Consider the following 17,445-nt stretch of genomic DNA (forward strand, 5'->3'; position numbering starts at 1 on the left):
AGGGGCAAAAAAACCGTGCTTTGCGACTGAAAGCAGGCGATTTTGAGGGGTTGACTTTCAGGATACGGAAAAATGCGGCTACGGCCGCTGAACAGGTTCGGACGCTGGGGAGTATTTCAGCAGCCTGCTAGAACCCATCTACGCCTCACCCACCGCTACCGCTGCCTCAAATGGCTATTTGCTACGTAATTGTTTAGCAGAAAATCCGGACAGCTCGAATGCCATTGTCGCGCCAGTGTTGGAAAGTAAATTCAAATTGGACGCCAAAAATAACCTCGTCTGTGCCGGTAGTGGCGCCGCCCAACCGATTGTTAGTGGCGTCATGGACTTTCAGGTTACCTACCTACAGCAGGTACTTGATGCGGCTACAAAGCAACCGCAGTTTCGATACACCTCTGCAACAAATATCACCACTTCGGCCGACTGGGGCAATGTGCATGCCGTCGAAGTGTGTCTTGAATTTGAGGGAGATGAAATCATCGACACTGCGGGCTCTACTTACCGGGACTGCAACTGGAAAACAGGGGATGCAGAAAAATCCCGAGGTAAAAAAATGCGCGTAATTTATCGGAATACATTTTATGTTCGCAACCAGGGCTGGCAAGCTACTTAATAGCAAACACAGCGCAAATAAAACCATGCGAAAACTCAAACATCATCAGCGCGGCATATCGCTATACATCATTATTATTCTTGTACTTCTGTCTACACTTTTGGCATTGTGGGCTTCACGCACAGCACTTTTCAATGAACTGATTGTTGGCAATGATGCTGATTACCAACGTGCATTTGAAGCCGCACAGACCATCATGGAAGATGCAAAAAACGATATTCGATTGCAGAACATACCTGCAGCAACCTATCCCCGCAAAACAAACAATAAAACACGCTTCCCGACGGAAGCAACTGGTGCTTTCGACGAACTTGTAGACTTATTAGAGGCCGAAAGCGCAAAGTGTCTTCATGGCATCTGTGCCAAACGTACAGGCGCTCAAAATTTCTGGATCAAACCCAGCGACTTCACAAGCATGACAGGTACGGGTGTAGCTGCGCGTTACGGCGAGTATACCGGTGCCGCAGCTGGGGGCACCAGCAACGCAATACTAGCGAACACAACAGCAGGACAAGGGGCATGGTATTGGGTCGAAGTAATGCGTTACGCGCCGAGCGGCACAAACGTGACTTCGATTGAACCCACCAAATCTCCCTTAATTTTCCGCATTACAGCGATTGCCCGCGGATTAAAGCCAAACACCCAAGTGGTACTACAGTCAACAATTGCCTTTCAGGCAATCAAAGGCGAATAAATAGTCAACGCACAGGATTTACGTCATGAACAAAAGAAACCTGCCAAATTTGAATAAAACCATCATTAGCTTTTTAATTGGTGGGCTAGGCATGCCATCTGTTGTCATGGCCGGCAACTATCTTGATTTGGTTCAATATCCAGCAGGATCTTCCGGCAAAGAGCCCGCACCCAACGTAATTATCTCTGTAGATGATTCTGGCAGTATGGGATGGGATACTGGCGGGTGCATGACATCTGACCTCGATACCAGATACGGCACGCCATATAATGAAACTGGCGCAAAGTACGTGCCAGACAACAACCCGTCCGCAACCCCCACAGACTGTCCAGCAACGCGCGCAGGGAATACAAACAAGTCCAGAATTCGTGCACTAAAAGATGCGCTAACAGCTCAATTTGGCGATGCGAATGCGACACCGGGAACAAAAGGCAGCACGCCTGATAATTCCATACGACTTGCCTGGCAAACAATGCACAACAATGGCGCTGCAACCACCGCCGATAGTCTCGTTGCAGGCAACACCAATACCATCAAACCTTTTGCAGGCACCCATAGAGTTAATTTTTCAAATTTCGCAAACAGCCTGAAAGCTTATAACGGAACTCCATCACATAAGATGGTGAAAAATGTTTACGACTACATGAGATCGCCTGCAGGAAAAAACAATCCTTGGGCCGAAAATCCGACCGTTACAGAGGGTACTTATCTCGCCTGCAGAAGGTCTTATCATATTTTCCTAACGGATGGCGCCTGGAATAGCAGCAATAAACAATCGGTAGGTGATGCCGACAATACTAGCGTGCCCCTTCCCGACACGGTTTCTTACAGCAGAACATCAAATCAAACTCAAGCATATGTGGATACCTACGGAAATAATGATTTGAGCACCCTATCGGACTACGCCTTCAAAAGTTGGGCAACCGATCTTCAAGATGGTTCAGATAGTACGAAAAATATTTCAAACTCCGTTCGACCGTTGATCAAAAAAAGTGGGGTAGAAAAAGTAGGGGCCCTTGATTTGGAAGAATACTGGAATCCTAAAAACAATCCAGCAACATGGCAACACGTTTCTACTTACACCATTGGCTTCGGGAAAACCGCGACTTCTTGGAGCAATGGTCCTATCTGGGACAGCACAACAGACAGCAATTATCTCGGTGGTTACTCAGCGCTGGTCAACAACACTGTCGAATGGCCAGACGTATTTGGTAGCGAAGATAATCGACCCGCTGAACTTTGGCATATGGCCCTCAATGGCCGTGGTCGATATTATCCAGTGCGTTCACCCGATGCGCTTGCGAATGCTTTTAACGATATCCTCGGACAAATTTTCGCAGACACGTCTACGCCTATAACAGGGTTCGCCAGCGCATCCACATCGGTGATCAGCTCCAGCACCGGGGTTTATCAATCAGTATATGAAGCTGATGGTTGGAAAGGCGGCATCGTTTCATACACAGCTGCCCAAGGCACTGCGGCACTGACCCCAAACACAGCCTGGGGCACAAAGACCGACGGTAAACCCAAAAGTACAGGCGACATCCTCGACGCACGCACCAACGCACAAATACCAGACCGGGTGATTTATACCTACAACGCGGGCGGCAAGCAGTTTACCTGGGACAACCTGAGTGCCACGACGGGTGGGCAGCAGGATCTATTGAAAGACGGTGCAACAGGCACAGCAGGAACCACTCTTGGACAAAACCGACTGAACTTTATTCGGGGCGATCGCAGCTTGGAAGGTGACACCACTGCCAAGCCGTTTCGGGTACGAACCTCTCGCCAGGGCGATATCGTGAACTCCACTGTGTGGTATAGCGCCAGGCCTGCTGCGGGTTACAGCCTCCAGGGCTACAGCACCTTTGCCAACACCCACAAAGACCGCTTGCCCATGCTGTATGTTGGGGGAAATGACGGTATGTTGCATGGGTTCTCTGCCGAGGATGGCACTGAGAAAATTGCTTACATTCCTCAGGGGATTTATAAAAACCTGGCCGCACTAACCAAACCCACTTACCAAAGTACTCATAAGTATTATGTGGATGGATCACCTTTCACCGGCGATGCTAACGTCAGTCCCACCGCATCGACACCAGACTGGCGCACGGTCTTGGTTAGCACGCTGGGCGCTGGCAGCAAGGGCTATTTTGTACTGGACGTAACCACACCGGGCCGCAAGTCTGGTGCGGCATCAACCACCAGCACGCCCGTAAGCAACTTTACCAACACCGACCCCAATGCATCCGCGGTGGTGTGGGCAGACAAAACTGACGGCTCAGATGCGGATATTGGCTACATTTTTGGTGACCCAGTGACAGCTGAAGGTAACACCCAACAGGCCACCCAAATTGCCCGTATGAATGATGGGCGCTGGGCAGTTGTGCTGGGCAATGGTTATAACAGCACCAACGAAGACCCCGTGTTAGTAATCCAATACTTGGATGGTCAAAACACCACTGCCGCTCCATCGATTCGCAAAATTGTTGCAGCTTCGGGCACCACAGGCAACGCAGCGGCCAATGGTCTTTCGACCCCACGCTTGGTGGACCTGAATGGCGATGGCACCCCCGACGTGGTGTATGCCGGTGACCTCAAAGGAAATCTCTGGAAGTTTGACATTGCACACACCGACCCAGCAAATTGGAAGATGGCTTTCTCAACAGCAGGCTGCACGAGTTGCACCCCACTGTTCACTGCTACGGAAAAAACAAACACGACAGAACCTCAACCCATCGTGGCGCCCCCTTCGGTTCGCCCCAACAGTACGGGTGGCATGATGGTGGCATTCGGTACAGGACAAAGCCTTGAAGAAGGCGACCGCACCGACGTTTCCCCCCAAACCTTCTACTCGGTGCTGGACAACACACGCTACAAGCTGGACGCCACCGCTAGTAACAAAGGCAAGGTATTGGTGGACACTAGCGTCGTCACGCCAGTCGCGCTGGGTTCGGGTCGAACCAACCTTGTGGAGCGGACATTCAACAGCACCATAATCACAGGTGCCCTTGCCAGCACAGGCCAAGACTTTTGGAACATGACAACTGGTCAGACCGCACTTGCATATACAGGCACTGGCGCAAAAAAGGGCTGGTATCTCGAACTGCCAATCTCAGGTGAAAGGGTGCTGCAAAGTGCAGAATTTTTGAGTGGCAGCAACATTTTGCAGATCAAGAGTATCGTGCCCGCTTCAGGCGGCAGCACTACTGGAGACGTTGCCGAAACATGCACACCTAATTCGATTCCTGCCAAGGGCTACCTCACCCTGATGGGAATTGAGCAAGGCCTCAAGCCAACCGTGCAACTTTTGGATGCTGACGGTGATGGCGTGTACAACAGTGCTTCCGCCAAGGACAACGACACTAACAGAACCACGACCAGCCCCGAGGAGATTGCGCTGAGGGGTGTCGGAGAGCAATTGCGCGTAGGCTCAGACGGGAAAACACGCAAGATTGCAGAGCCACCAGCACCAGACCTCACGATTAACTGGCGTCAATTGCAATAACAGCCAGCGGATAAACGCAATGAAATACAAATCATCCATGAATCGCAGTAATCATCAGGGTTTTACACTCATTGAAGTCATGATCGTGGTAGCCATCGTTGGTATCCTCACGGCCATTGCCTTACCCAGCTACAACGAGTACATCCGGCGGGGGCATCGCGCAGAGGCGCGTGCGGCATTGCTGCAAGGCGCCCAATGGATGGAAAGGGCCGCAACTGCCACGGGCACCTACCCGCTGACAGCGTCGTTTCCAACGACGCTCACCACCATTCAGTCAGGGCGCTACGCCGTTGCAGTAGCTTCCCCACCCGCCAGCGCGACCGCAGGAGCTGCGTACACGTTGACTGCTACCCCTGCAGGGGCCCAGGTCGGAGACAAGTGTGGAAACTACACACTTACGCACACGGGTGTGCGAGGTGCAGCGTCGTCCACTACCAGTGCTTTGGCAACGGAGTGCTGGAACAAATAGTCCCTTTTGCAGCTGGATGAATGCATTAGCATTCGGCCAATGGCATGCACTGATGAGTTAATGAACCAAGCGCTTGGGCTCGCCGCCCAGGCGCTTTTTCTTTCTAACCCCAACCCCCGCGTGGGCTGCGTGCTGGTGGCACCGGATGGCCGGGTCATCGGCCAGGGTTCAACACAACAAGCCGGCGGCCCGCACGCCGAAATCATGGCGCTGCGCGATGCGGCGGCTGCAGGGCAGGATGTACGCGGCGCCACGGCTTATGTCACTCTGGAGCCCTGCGCGCACCAGGGGCGCACGGGGCCTTGCTGCGATGCGCTGGCGGCGGCGGGCATTGCCAAGGTGGTGGCGTCTGTTGCAGACCCCAATCCGCTGGTTGCCGGCCAGGGCTTTGCGCGGCTGCGCACTGCGGGCATCAAAGTAGAAGTCGGCCCGGGTTCGGCCGAGTCGCGTGAGCTCAATATTGGATTCTTCAGTCGCATGATCCGTGGCACACCCTGGGTTCGCCTCAAGTCTGCGGCGTCGCTGGACGGCACCACGGCACTGCACAACGGCGCCAGCCAGTGGATCACCTCGCCGGCTGCCCGCGCCGATGGCCACGCGTGGCGGGCGCGCGCCTGTGCGGTGCTGACCGGCATTGGCACGGTGCTGGACGACAACCCGCGCCTGGATGTGCGCGAAGCGCCCACCCCGCGCCAGCCGCATGTGGTGGTGGTAGACAGCCAATTGCAAACTCCGCCGGATGCTCATTTATTTATAGCTGGTCGCGCTTGCTACATATACGCTGCAAGCCAAAATGATGCAAAAAAAGCCGCACTGGAGGCGCGGGGTGCCACAGTGGTCTATTTGCCCAACCCGCAGGGCAAAGTGGATTTGCAGGCCATGCTGCGCGACCTGGCCCAGCGTGGCGTGAACGAGTTGCATGTGGAGGCCGGCAACAAGCTCAATGGCTCGTTGGTGCGCGAAGGGCTGGTCGATGAAATGCTGGTGTACCTGGCGCCCACGTTATTGGGGCCTGGCCTTGGCATGGCCAACGTGGGGCCATTCGACGCATTGGGTCAGGGCTTGGCGATGGACTTCATTACGGTGGAGCGTGTGGGGCCAGACATTCGCATCGTGGCCCGGGTGCGCGGGCGCGATATTTTTTGAAGCCCTGGCCAGCCCGACAGGCGCTGCGGCACCGCACTTGTGGGCAATCAGTGCGCCACTGCTTCGCCCGCCCCACTCACCCGCAAACCAGCTGACTGCCCTGCCCTGGCGCCCGCGCCTGCATGCCACCCATGGCGGCAGCTGCGACAAAGCCGGCTTGCGCAAATGTGTCGAGCACGCTGGCCAGCGCATCGGGGCTGCAGCTCACCAGCAGGCCGCCGCTGGTTTGCGGGTCGGTCAGCAGGTGGCGCTGCCATTCGGGCGCACCGGGCGCCCAGGCCACGTCGGCGCCATAGGCTGCCCAGTTGCGTGCGGATGCACCCGTGACCACGCCATCGGCCGCAAACTTGGCTGCAGCTTCAATGACCGGCACCTGGGCCAGATTCACCCGGGCCGAAAGCCCCGAGCCCCGACACACCTCTAGCAGATGGCCGGCCAGGCCAAAGCCGGTGACGTCGGTCATGGCGTGCACACCCTCCAGCGCGCCCAGCGCAACGCCCACGCGGTTGAGTTGCGTGGTGTAGCGCAGCATGTCGGCATAGCCAGCGGCATCCAGAATGCCTTTTTTCAGCGCGGCCGACAAAATGCCCACGCCCAGCGGCTTGCCCAGCACCAGCACATCGCCGGCCTGCGCGTCGGCGTTGCGGCGCACGCGCTGGGGGTGCACAAGGCCCAGGCCCACCAGGCCGTAGATGGGCTCGAGCACGTCGATCGAATGTCCGCCCGCAATGGGGATGCCGGCTTCGCGGCACACGGCGGCGCCGCCTTCGAGCACGCGGCCAATCACTTCGGGTGGCAGCTGGGCAATGGGCATGCCCACCAGTGCCAGCGCCATGATGGGCGTGCCGCCCATGGCGTAGATGTCGGACAGCGCATTGGTGGCGGCAATGCGGCCAAAGTCGTACGGGTCGTCGACGATGGGGGTGAAAAAATCGGTGGTGGCCACCAGCGCTTGGCTGTCGTTGAGGCGGTAAACCGCCGCGTCGTCGCTGGTTTCTGTGCCCACCAGCAGCTCGGGCGGCACGATGCCCTGCGGTGCGCGTGCCAAAATCTCTTGCAGCAGGCCCGGCGCTATCTTGCAACCGCAACCGCCGCCGTGCGAGAACTGGGTAAGACGAATGGGTTTTGAATCAACAGTCATGGTGCGCGCCATTGTGCCAGCCGCCTGCGGCGCGGCGCGGGGCAAGCCATGAGCCACCGCAGCCCCGTGCGCGTGGCAGACCGCCACGCGTTTCACACCCTCATTGATGCGCGGTCGCCCGCCGAATACGCGCTGGACCATATTCCCGGCGCCATCAACTGCCCCGTGCTGGATGACGACGAGCGCCGCATTGTCGGCACCATCTACAAGCAGCAGGGCGCCTTTGAGGCGCGGCGCGTGGGTGGCGCCATGGTGGCCGCCAACCTGGCGCGGCATTTGCGCACGCAGTTTGCCGACCAGCCCGCCAGCTGGAAACCGCTGATCTACTGCTGGCGCGGCGGCATGCGCAGCGGCTCGATGGTGACCTGGCTGCGCTTGGTGGGCTGGGATGCCCAGCAACTGGCCGGTGGCTACAAGTCGTGGCGCCGCCACGTCATCGACCGGCTGGCCGAGCTGGCGCCGCAGCTGCCCCTGCGCGTGATTTGCGGCCCCACCGGCAGCGCCAAAACGCGCGTGCTGCAAGCACTGGCTGCGCGCGGCGCACAGGAGCTTGACCTGGAAGCCTGCGCGCGCCACCGCGGCTCAGTGCTGGGCGCCTGGCCGGGGGTGGCGCAGCCTTCGCAAACTGCCTTTGAAACCGCCCTGCTGCATGCGCTGGAGCCCCTGGATTTGCAGCGCACCATCTATGTCGAGGCCGAGAGCAGCAAAATCGGCCGCCTGGCGGTGCCCCAGCCGTTGGTACAGCGCCTGCGCGCAAGCTCCTGCATCGAAGTAGCGGCCAGCGTGCCTGCGCGCCTGGATTTTTTGCTGCGCGACTACGCCAACCTGGGCGACAACCCCGACCTGCTGGCCCAGCAACTGGGCGTGCTCAAAGAGTTGCACGGCAAGCAGGTGATTGCACGCTGGCAAGACTGGGCACAGGCAGGTGCGTTGCCCCCCCTGTTCGCCGAGCTGGTGGCACTGCACTACGACCCGCTGTATGCCCGATCGCAAAGCACGCACCTGCACCAGTGGGCTGCGCGGCACAGCCTGGCCAGCGACGATCTTTCTGAAGCCGGCATTGATGCCCTGGCCGCCCAGGTGCTGGCGCTGGGCTGAGGGCCCCCTCTGCACCGGGCAGGGCTTCGTGCTTAGATAACTATCAAAACAATAGCTGCTTGCGCTTACTGCATAAGCGCTAGAGGCATATTTGACCCAATTTTCTCGGATTCACACGACAACGGTGCCTGATATTGGTGCGCGCTGGCCACGCACCAGTATGGTTTTCATGGTCCAAATTTTGCTTAATTTTGGTGCAAATCTGGTGCCGACGTCTTGGGCGCACCAGAACCGATCAATTCTGAGCACGAGGAAGTTATGAATGCACTCCCACAGGGCAGCGATGCCCTGTTTATTTTGCTGGGCGCCATCATGGTGTTGGCCATGCACGCGGGGTTTGCGTTTTTGGAGCTGGGCACCGTGCGCAAAAAGAACCAGGTGAATGCGCTGGTCAAAATTTTGGTGGATTTTTCGGTTTCCACGGTGGTGTATTTTGTGGTGGGCTACAGCGTGGCGTATGGCACCCATTTCTTTGTAGGTGCAGAAACCTTGGCCCAGCACAACGGCTATGCGCTCGTGAAGTTCTTCTTTCTGCTCACGTTTGCGGCGGCCATTCCGGCCATTGTGTCGGGCGGCATTGCCGAGCGTGCCAAGTTCTGGCCCCAACTGCTGGCAACGGCTGCCATCGTGGGCTTTGTCTATCCATTTTTTGAAGGCATCGCCTGGAACGGGCACTTTGGCATCCAGGCTGCCATTACCGCCCTGACAGGGGCCGCTTTTCACGACTTTGCCGGTTCTGTGGTGGTGCACGCCATGGGGGGCTGGATTGCCCTGCCTGCGGTGCTGCTGCTGGGGTCGCGCTCCAACCGCTACCGCAAGGACGGCGCCATCTCGGCACACCCTCCCTCCAACATCCCGTTTCTGGCGCTGGGGGCGTGGGTGCTGGTGGTGGGCTGGTTTGGTTTCAATGTGATGAGCGCGCAGACGGTCGACAAGCTCTCGGGGCTGGTGGCGGTCAACTCGCTGATGGCCATGGTGGGGGGCACGCTGGCTGCGCTGGTGCTGGGCAAAAACGACCCCGGCTTTGTGCACAACGGCCCGCTGGCCGGGCTGGTGGCGGTGTGTGCGGGCTCGGACCTGATGCACCCGCTGGGCGCGCTGGTGGTGGGCGCGGTGGCGGGCAGCATCTTTGTGGTGATGTTCACCCTGACCCAGAACCGCTGGAAGATCGACGACGTGCTGGGCGTGTGGCCCCTGCACGGGCTGTGCGGCACCTGGGGCGGCATCGCAGCGGGCATTTTTGGAAGCAAGGCGCTGGGTGGGCTTGGCGGCGTGAGCCTGTGGGCCCAACTGATGGGCACGGCCATGGGCGTGCTGTGGGCGCTGTTGGGGGGCGCGCTGGTGTATGGCGTGCTCAAAGCCACCGTGGGCCTGCGCCTGTCGCAGGAAGAAGAGTTTGATGGTGCCGACCTGTCGATCCACAAGATCAGCGCAACGCCCGACCGCGAAGTGAGCTGGTAAGAACCTGTTCTGGGATCGTCGAATTGCCCTGCCTGGACGGTTGTTGATTTTTTCACACGGCAAGAGGCCAGTTCCTCGGCACGGCGTGCCGTCTGACACCCGCCCGGCATGCGGCCCGCTACGCTGTGGCGCATGATGGGCACAGCGAGCCCACGCCGTGGGCCGGCACGCCATCGCGCTGGCAAAGTCCTCGACCACCCAAATCACCACAGCTGCCCAAAAGCCTCCGATGAGCCCGCCCATGACCCCAGCCCTTGTTTCCGCCCCCCGTAGCGTGCTGCCACTGCGGCATCTGCCAGTGCTGTGGGCAGCCCTGCTGGTTGCCGTGCTGGGTGGCTGTGCCGAGTTGCCCAAGAATGTGCCGCGCCCCGTTTCAACGGCGCTGGAAACCACCGCAGGCACCGCGCTGGCCACCCAGGTGCAAGAGCGCCGCGCGGCGGCGAGTGGGCGCTTTGAATCCGGCTTTTTGCTGCTCTCCGGCCCCCAGGCGGCCTATGGCAGCCGCCTGGCACTGGTCGAGGCGGCCCAAAAAACGCTGGACCTGCAGTACTACGCCATTCACGCCGATGCCAGCACCGAGCGTCTGCTGCGCAGCGTGGTGGCCGCAGCCCGGCGCGGCGTGCGCGTGCGCGTGCTGCTGGACGACTTCAACACCTCCGGCGCGGACGCGCAGGTGATGCGCCTGGCCTTTGAGCCCAACATCGAAATGCGCATGTTCAACCCGGTGGCCGGTTCCCGTGACTCGTCTTTGTGGCGCATGGTCAGTGCCCTGAGCGATTTTTCGCGGGTGCAGCAGCGCATGCACAACAAGCTGTTCATTGCCGACAACGCCATGGGCGTCGCCGGCGGGCGCAACCTGGGCGATGCCTATTTCGGCCACGACACTTCGGGCAACTTTGTGGACCTGGACGTGCTGGCGGCTGGCCCCATCGTCAAAGATCTGTCGCGCAGCTTTGACAGCTACTGGAACAACGAGCGCGCCTACCCGGTGCAGTCGCTCATCACGCGCAAAGAGCTCGATGCCCTGCGCGCTTCTGCTGCATCGGTCGAAGAGGTGGACGAGACGCCCACCGAATCTTCCAGCCCCCCCGAGGCCGCCCCCAGCCCTGTGACAACGGCATCAGCATCAGCATCAGCATCAGCATCAGCATCAGCAGCGGCAACGGCATCGACCCCGAACGCCACAACCGCGCTGGATGCCCTGGAGGCCCAGCGCAGCCGCGTGTGGGACCGCAAGCCGCTCAATCTGGCCGCCGCACGCTTTGTGTGGGCCCCGGCCGTGGTGCTGGTGGACAAGCCCGCCAAGATTCCGGCAGATTCCGCCGCCACCACGGAGCCGCTGGCACCACAGCCCGGAACACCGTCGCCGCGTGATGCGGTGACGGCAGTGGCTGGGCAGCGCAACGCCCTGGCCCCCGCGGCCCCCGTGCACCCCGTGCATGTGGCATCGGTCACGCCGGCACCCAAAACGCCCACGGCATCAATCACCGCGTCCCCCGTGGGCACATCCACGGCCCCTACGTCAGGCACGCCTCAGGCGCCATCGGCGGCCGAGCTTGAATACCTGGAAAGCCAGGAAGACACCGTGGTGGATGGCCTGTTGCAGCTGATGGACCAGGCCCGGCGCGATTTGCTCATTGTTTCGCCCTATTTCGTTCCCGGCCCCGAGATCACGGCCGCCTTTGCCGCCGCGCGTGCCCGGAACGTGCGGGTGCGGGTGCTGACCAATTCGCTGGCATCGAATGACGCACCCATTGCCCATGTAGGCTACGCACGCCACCGCAAGACGCTGCTGGCGATGGGCGTCGAACTGTACGAAATGCACAGCGAGGCCACCGGCGTGCGCAAGGCGTTGAGCGCCACGGGCAGTGGCAGCAGTGGCGGCAGTGACGGCATCGGTGCCACGGGGTCCACGGGCTCTTCGCGCGCGATGCTCCACTCCAAGCTGGTGATCATGGACCACCGGCTGCTGGCCGTTGGCTCGATGAACCTGGACATGCGTTCGCAAAAACAAAACACCGAGATCGCGCTGCTGATCCGCAGCATGGATCTGTCCCGCAGGGCCGGTGCCAGCATCGAACTGGCGCTGCGCGATGCCGCCTGGCATGTGGAACTGGACGCCCGTGGCGGCCTTGTCTGGCGGGCGCCGCAGGGCAGCAACCTGCAGGACGCCACCAGCGAGCCCGGCGCAAGCGTGCCGCTGCAGTTGCTGTTGCTGCTGCTGGGTCCGCTGGCGCCCGATCATCTGCTGTAGAGCCTGCCCCGCACGGGTGGCCGCGCCCACCTCAAGGCTGCAGGGCAGCCAGCCAGGCCGTGATGGCGCGCTGATCGGTCATGGTGCGCACATGCTGGTAGGCCAACTCGGCCTCTGGATAGCGGCGGCGCAGCAGGTTGAGCCATTGCTTGAGGCGGCCGGCGCGCTGGCGCGGCTCCAGGTCGTTGCACACCAGCTGCCAGAACGCGGCCAGCTGCGGCAGCAATGCCGGCCATTCCACCCGGTCCGTGCCCGGCTGGCCCTGGTCGGCAGCGCGGATGGCGCGGGCCAGCCCCGGGTCGGCCACCATGCCACGGCCCAGCATGAGGGCGTTGCAGCCCGACACCGCGCGGCAGCGCTGCGCGTCGGCCACGGTCCATATCTCGCCATTGGCCACCACCGGAATGCGCACGGCCGCGCGGATGGCCGGAATCTGCTCCCAATAGGCCGGCGGGCGGTAGCCATCGGCCTTGGTGCGGGCGTGCACCACCAGTTCGCTGGCGCCGCCAGCTTCCATGGCCTGCGCACACTCGCGCGCCAGGCTGGCGTCGTTGAAGCCCAGGCGCATCTTGGCCGACACGGGCAGATGCGCTGGCACGGCGCGGCGCACTGCGGCCACCAGCGTGGCAATGCGCTCGGGCTCTTGCAGCAGCGCCGCGCCGCCGCCGTGGCGGTTGACCACCTTGGCGGGGCAGCCAAAGTTCAGGTCGATGCCCTCGGGGCCCAGCGCCGCCAGGGCGGCCGCGTTCTCGGCCATGCACACCGGGTCGGAGCCCAGCAGCTGCGCGCGCACCGGCACGCCCGCCAGCGTGCGCCCGCCGTGGCGCAGCTCGGGCAGGTAGCGCAAAAACACCTTGTCGGGCAGCACGGTGCCGGTGACGCGGATGAACTCGGACACGCAGCGGTCCACGCCGCCCACGCGGGTCAGCACGTCACGCAGCACAAAATCCAGAAGCCCCTCCATGGGGGCGAGCAGCAAGGTCATGGTGCGTTCCACACGCCAAGGGCGGCGGTGGATGTCGAAAGAAAATTTACAAGAAAACAGGCAAAAGCGCTTATGCAGCAAGCGCAAGTAGCTACAAAATAAATAGCAAATCAGAACCCGATCTGCTGCCACCGGCAGCGCCCGCCATTGTGCGGCAGCCTGGCGGGCGGGCTGCAGTGCCGGCACGGGCTGCACGGCGGCGTGCCGTGCAGGTCATCACAGCGTCATCGCGCGGTGCTGCAATGCAGGCCATTCCTTTCCGTGATCCGTGCGTCCATGTTGCTCCAACGAACCGATAAAGCCCGCCGCGAACTCTCGCCTGGCGTTCGCACCCTGAGCCTGCGCGAACGCTCGTTGCTGCTGCTGGCCGACGGCAAGCCACTGTCTGAACTGCAGGCCATGTACAACGGCACCGGCGCCCAGATGGTGGAACACCTTGTGCGCGAGGGCTACCTTGCCCAGCTGGCCACCACGCAAGCTGCAACCGAACCCGTTGCCGCGACCGAACCCGTTACGGCACCAGCGCCCGAACCCATTGCCGCACCGCAAACGCCCCCCGCTCCCAGCGAAGCCCTGCGCTCCCTGGCGAGCACCCGCATGTACCTGTTCGACCTGAGCGAGCGCCTGTTTGCCCGCCGCAACCCCGATCTGGCCCGCAGCTACCACGCGTCCCTGCGCGAAGCGCGCGACCGCGAGAGCATGCTGGCAGTGGGCGAAGCCCTGATTGCCGAGGTGGCCAAGGTGGCTGGCGATGAGCGCGCCCTGGGCATTCGCGAGCGCCTGGAGCAGTTGCAGCCGCCAGACCGGGCGCTGTCAGCCGCCATGAGCGACTGAGAGGCTGAGCGCGCAACGCAGCCCGGCGCAGCGCGCCCTCACCGTCTTAGCAGGAAATGGGATGGGCGCGCATCAGGCCGCAGCCAGGCGCCACAACGATGTGACTTCCGCCGCGCGGGCGGCGTGCAGGGCATCGCCCGCATCGGCCGCCTTGGCGTGGCGCGGGCGAATGTCCGCGCGGCCCAGCACCTGAAGGCCCGCGTCGGCAATCCAGCCCATGAGCTGCTCGCGGGTGCGCAAACCCAGGTGCTCGGCCAGGTCCGACAAGATGAGCCAGCCTTCGCCGCCGGGCTCCAGGTGCGCGGCCAGCCCGGCCAGAAAGCCCCGCAGCATGCGGCTGCCCTCGTCGTACACGGCGTGCTCGATCGGCGAGCTGGGACGGGCCGGCACCCAGGGCGGATTGCACACCACCAGCGGCGCGCGCCCGGCGGGAAACAGGTCCACCGACTGCAGCTCGACCTGCGCCAGCGCGCCCAGGCGCTGCAGGTTGTCACGGGCGCAGGCCAGCGCACGCGGGTCTTGCTCGGTGGCCACCACGCGCTGCACGCCCCGGCGCACCAGCAGGGCCGACAGCACGCCCGTGCCCACGCCGATGTCAAAGGCAAGCGCCTTCGATGGCAGCGCAGCCGCTGCCACCAGGTCCACATATTCGCCGCGCACGGGCGAAAACACCCCGTAATACGGATGGATGCGGTTGTTGGGCGCGGAGCCCAGCGCGGGCACTTCCACGCCCTTCTTGCGCCACTCGTGCGCCCCCACCAGACCCAGCAGTTCACGCAGCGAGGCCACCGAGCGTTCGCCCGTGGCCGCGCCCCAGGCTTCGGTGCAGGCCTGGCGCAGGTCGGGCGCGCGGCGCAGGTCAATGGCGTAGTCGCCTTCCAGCGCAATCAGCAGGGACGACAGCACGCGTGCGCGCTGCGCCTGCGCCTGGCGGTGCAGGTGAAACGCCTCAGCCGCCGTGGCCTCTGCCATTTTTTGTGCTGCCTTGGCTGCCGCCTTGGGCGGCTTGCGATCCACCCGCCGCATAAGGGCCTGCAGCAACATGCGGGCGTTCTGAAAGTCGCCCTGCCACAGCAGGCCGGTGCCTTCGCAGGCCAGCCGGTAGGCCGTGTCAGCGGACAGCGTGTCATCGGCCACCACGACGCGGCGCGGCGCAGTGGCCCCGCTTTCGGAGCGCCAAAGGGCTTCGTGGGCTTGGCCCGAGTCGCTCCAGGAGATCATGCAATAGCCTTAATTGATGGGGCGTTTGAGACGCACTTCTTCGATCTTCACGCCGCCTACCACGGCCGTCTTGGCAGTGGAGAGCTCGCGCTTGAAACCGGCCATTTCGTGGAACCGGATGGCGCGTTCGTTGCGCAAGGGAACCCACGCGGTCACGTTGGTGCAGCCTTCTTCGTGCAGGCCGTCACGGGCGGCGTCCCACAGGGCCAGGCCTACGCCCTGGTTCCAATGGGTGGGCGCGGCGTAGATGGCCCAGATTTCACCGGTGGTGGGGCGGGATTTTTCATCGCGCGAGCGGTCATAGCCGACGAAACCCACAATCTTTTCGCCATCAATGGCGACTTGCACCTGGGGCTCGCAATATTCAATGGCTTCGCGCCAGTAGGCCTGGCGCTTTTCTACCGACATGGATTTCAACTGCTCGTCTGGCACCAGACCTTTGTAAGCCTCTTGGGCGGATACGGTGTGGATCTGGGCAATGGCTTTGGCATCGCGAAGCGTGGCGGGACGAACCTGGATACTGGACATGGAAAAACCGAACGAAAACAGGGAGTGAAAAAACAAAAAGGACCGGCATTGTCGCCGCAAACGCTTTTTCGCCCTGTGCTGCTGGTTAATCCGGGGGCTCGCAACGCCCCCCACCACCACCCTCAGGCCCTGCTGAGCGCGGCGTTCGATGCCGTGTCCAGGCCCTGCGCCCGGGCGCGTTTGTTGCGCGGGCGCGGCACCTTCACCGCAGGCGGCACACCGTTGATGGCGCCCATGCACAGCACCAGCGCCACACTGTGCGATGCGTCCTCGCGCTCATCCGGCGCATAGGGGCGATAGCTGCCATTGCCAGCGCCGTGGCCGCGCTGCACAGAGTGAAACACCACGCGCGCGCCCTCCCGGTTGCTGCCCGAGCACAGCACGCGCAAACGCGCGTCGCGGTCGAGCGCCAGGCCCGTGTGGCCGGGCCGGTTGATGAGGTCGGTGCGCACAGCGCGCCACGTCTGCCCGTCGTCCAGCGAAAATTGCCAGGTGCCTGCCTGCGTATCCAGATATTCAATGACCACACCCGCCGATGCCCGCATGTCGGCGCAGTTTTCCTGCAGCAGTTGGGCCACGGTATTGCCCCCACACCGGCCCCGCCAGCAGCTGCCACGGGGCGTTGATCGACGATGCGCTGACCGAGAACGGAAGAGCGGGCGACAGAATGGGAAACACTGGCACTCATGCGTAAACCTCTTTGTGGATAAGCTGGACAGGATCGGATGCGCCACGCGGTCCAGCCACAGACCATCACAACGCCTGGGTCACAGTCTAGAAACCGCACGCCCGTGCGTCCATCGCACAAATGGACTAGTCGCGCACCCCGGCGTTGTGCGCAATACTCGCCCCATGCCTGCCAGTCTGCTGCTTGTTGACGACCACACCCTGTTTCACACCGGGCTGCGCCTGATCGTGCAGGACCACCCCGGCGTGGATGCCATCTTCGAAGCCGGCACCGTGGCCGAAGCCTGCGCGCTGCGGCCAGAGACCGTGGACCTGGTGCTGCTGGACATCCAGATGCCCGGCATGAGCGGCCTGGACGGCCTGCGCCTCTTGCGCCAGGCATTCCCCCGGGCGCGCATCGTGCTGGTGTCTGCCAGCGTGGCGCCCGACGCTGTTTACGAGGCGCGCACGCGCGGTGCCGACGGTTTTCTGCCCAAGTCGGCCAGTGGCGCCGACATTCTGGAGGCCATCAGCTGCGCGCTGTCGGGCGCGCCCTGCTTTCCCGCCCACAGCGGCAACACCACCACCACACGCGCACCGGCAGCGCCCACGCTGACCGCACGCCAGCTCGATGTGCTGTTCCTGCTGTGCACCGGCAAGCCCAACAAGGTGATTGCCCGCGATCTGGGACTGAGCGAAAACACCGTGCGCGTGCATGTGGCCGCCATCTTTGCGCAGCTGGGCGTCAACAGCCGCAGCGCTGCCTTGCTGGCGGCACAGCGGCTGGGCCTGTCGTTGCCGCCGCTGCATGATGCCGCCTGAAACGC

At 62.0% G+C, this 17,445-nt stretch carries 15 protein-coding genes; 10 read left to right on the forward strand and 5 right to left on the reverse strand.

Features of this window, described 5'->3' with window-relative positions; genetic code table 11:
• Positions 1-256 precede the first annotated feature (256 nt).
• Genes DTW89_RS04345 through ribD form a run of 5 tightly spaced genes read left to right on the forward strand, consistent with a single transcriptional unit; the run spans position 257 to position 6,430 of the window.
• Positions 257-613 carry a PilW family protein gene (locus DTW89_RS04345; protein ID WP_161555624.1) on the forward strand — a complete coding sequence of 119 codons (357 nt, stop codon included), beginning with the start codon at positions 257-259 and terminating at the stop codon, positions 611-613.
• A gap of 25 nt (positions 614-638) precedes the next feature.
• On the forward strand, positions 639-1,307 hold the full coding sequence (locus DTW89_RS04350) for a pilus assembly PilX family protein (RefSeq protein WP_114655083.1): 669 nt from the start codon (positions 639-641) through the stop codon (positions 1,305-1,307).
• A 25-nt stretch (positions 1,308-1,332) separates the two neighbouring features.
• Positions 1,333-4,815 carry a pilus assembly protein gene (locus tag DTW89_RS04355; protein ID WP_114655038.1) on the forward strand — a complete coding sequence of 1,161 codons (3,483 nt, stop codon included), beginning with the start codon at positions 1,333-1,335 and terminating at the stop codon, positions 4,813-4,815.
• Positions 4,816-4,852: 37 nt separating this feature from the next.
• The gene (locus tag DTW89_RS04360) at positions 4,853-5,284 is read left to right on the forward strand and encodes a type IV pilin protein (RefSeq protein WP_114655084.1); all 432 of its coding nucleotides are present in this window, start codon (positions 4,853-4,855) and stop codon (positions 5,282-5,284) included.
• 39 nt (positions 5,285-5,323) lie between these two features.
• On the forward strand, positions 5,324-6,430 hold the full coding sequence (gene ribD, locus DTW89_RS04365; RefSeq protein ID WP_114655039.1) for a bifunctional diaminohydroxyphosphoribosylaminopyrimidine deaminase/5-amino-6-(5-phosphoribosylamino)uracil reductase RibD: 1,107 nt from the start codon (positions 5,324-5,326) through the stop codon (positions 6,428-6,430).
• A gap of 76 nt (positions 6,431-6,506) precedes the next feature.
• Here ribD and selD read toward each other — a convergent pair whose 3' ends face one another.
• Positions 6,507-7,583: a selenide, water dikinase SelD gene (selD, locus tag DTW89_RS04370; protein ID WP_442858093.1), complete on the reverse strand. Its 1,077-nt coding sequence runs from the start codon at positions 7,581-7,583 to the stop codon at positions 6,507-6,509.
• Positions 7,584-7,619: 36 nt separating this feature from the next.
• Between selD and mnmH the strand changes: the two genes are divergently transcribed.
• The 3 genes from mnmH (at position 7,620) to DTW89_RS04385 (ending at position 12,384) form a co-directional block, all read left to right on the forward strand.
• Positions 7,620-8,669, forward strand: a complete 1,050-nt coding sequence (gene mnmH, locus DTW89_RS04375) for a tRNA 2-selenouridine(34) synthase MnmH (RefSeq protein ID WP_114655040.1) — start codon at positions 7,620-7,622, stop codon at positions 8,667-8,669.
• A 258-nt stretch (positions 8,670-8,927) separates the two neighbouring features.
• Positions 8,928-10,130, forward strand: a complete 1,203-nt coding sequence (locus tag DTW89_RS04380; protein WP_114655041.1) for an ammonium transporter — start codon at positions 8,928-8,930, stop codon at positions 10,128-10,130.
• Positions 10,131-10,371: 241 nt separating this feature from the next.
• Positions 10,372-12,384, forward strand: a complete 2,013-nt coding sequence (locus tag DTW89_RS04385; protein WP_114655086.1) for a phospholipase D family protein — start codon at positions 10,372-10,374, stop codon at positions 12,382-12,384.
• A 31-nt stretch (positions 12,385-12,415) separates the two neighbouring features.
• Here DTW89_RS04385 and DTW89_RS04390 read toward each other — a convergent pair whose 3' ends face one another.
• Positions 12,416-13,369 carry a tRNA dihydrouridine synthase gene (locus DTW89_RS04390; RefSeq protein ID WP_114655087.1) on the reverse strand — a complete coding sequence of 318 codons (954 nt, stop codon included), beginning with the start codon at positions 13,367-13,369 and terminating at the stop codon, positions 12,416-12,418.
• A gap of 276 nt (positions 13,370-13,645) precedes the next feature.
• Here DTW89_RS04390 and DTW89_RS04395 point away from each other — a divergent pair, with 276 nt between their 5' ends.
• Positions 13,646-14,203, forward strand: a complete 558-nt coding sequence (locus tag DTW89_RS04395; protein ID WP_114655042.1) for a hypothetical protein — start codon at positions 13,646-13,648, stop codon at positions 14,201-14,203.
• A 72-nt stretch (positions 14,204-14,275) separates the two neighbouring features.
• Here DTW89_RS04395 and DTW89_RS04400 read toward each other — a convergent pair whose 3' ends face one another.
• From DTW89_RS04400 to DTW89_RS04410, 3 genes are all read right to left on the reverse strand, one after another.
• Positions 14,276-15,424: a methyltransferase gene (locus tag DTW89_RS04400; protein WP_114655043.1), complete on the reverse strand. Its 1,149-nt coding sequence runs from the start codon at positions 15,422-15,424 to the stop codon at positions 14,276-14,278.
• A 9-nt stretch (positions 15,425-15,433) separates the two neighbouring features.
• Positions 15,434-15,952 carry a GNAT family N-acetyltransferase gene (locus tag DTW89_RS04405; RefSeq protein WP_024814453.1) on the reverse strand — a complete coding sequence of 173 codons (519 nt, stop codon included), beginning with the start codon at positions 15,950-15,952 and terminating at the stop codon, positions 15,434-15,436.
• 122 nt (positions 15,953-16,074) lie between these two features.
• Positions 16,075-16,530, reverse strand: a complete 456-nt coding sequence (locus DTW89_RS04410; RefSeq protein ID WP_201740944.1) for a hypothetical protein — start codon at positions 16,528-16,530, stop codon at positions 16,075-16,077.
• 274 nt (positions 16,531-16,804) lie between these two features.
• Between DTW89_RS04410 and DTW89_RS04415 the strand changes: the two genes are divergently transcribed.
• Positions 16,805-17,440 carry a response regulator gene (locus tag DTW89_RS04415; protein WP_114655044.1) on the forward strand — a complete coding sequence of 212 codons (636 nt, stop codon included), beginning with the start codon at positions 16,805-16,807 and terminating at the stop codon, positions 17,438-17,440.
• Positions 17,441-17,445: the final 5 nt, after the last annotated feature.

This window comes from Acidovorax sp. BoFeN1 (assembly GCF_003345135.1).
GTDB classification, from domain to species: domain Bacteria; phylum Pseudomonadota; class Gammaproteobacteria; order Burkholderiales; family Burkholderiaceae_C; genus Acidovorax; species Acidovorax defluvii.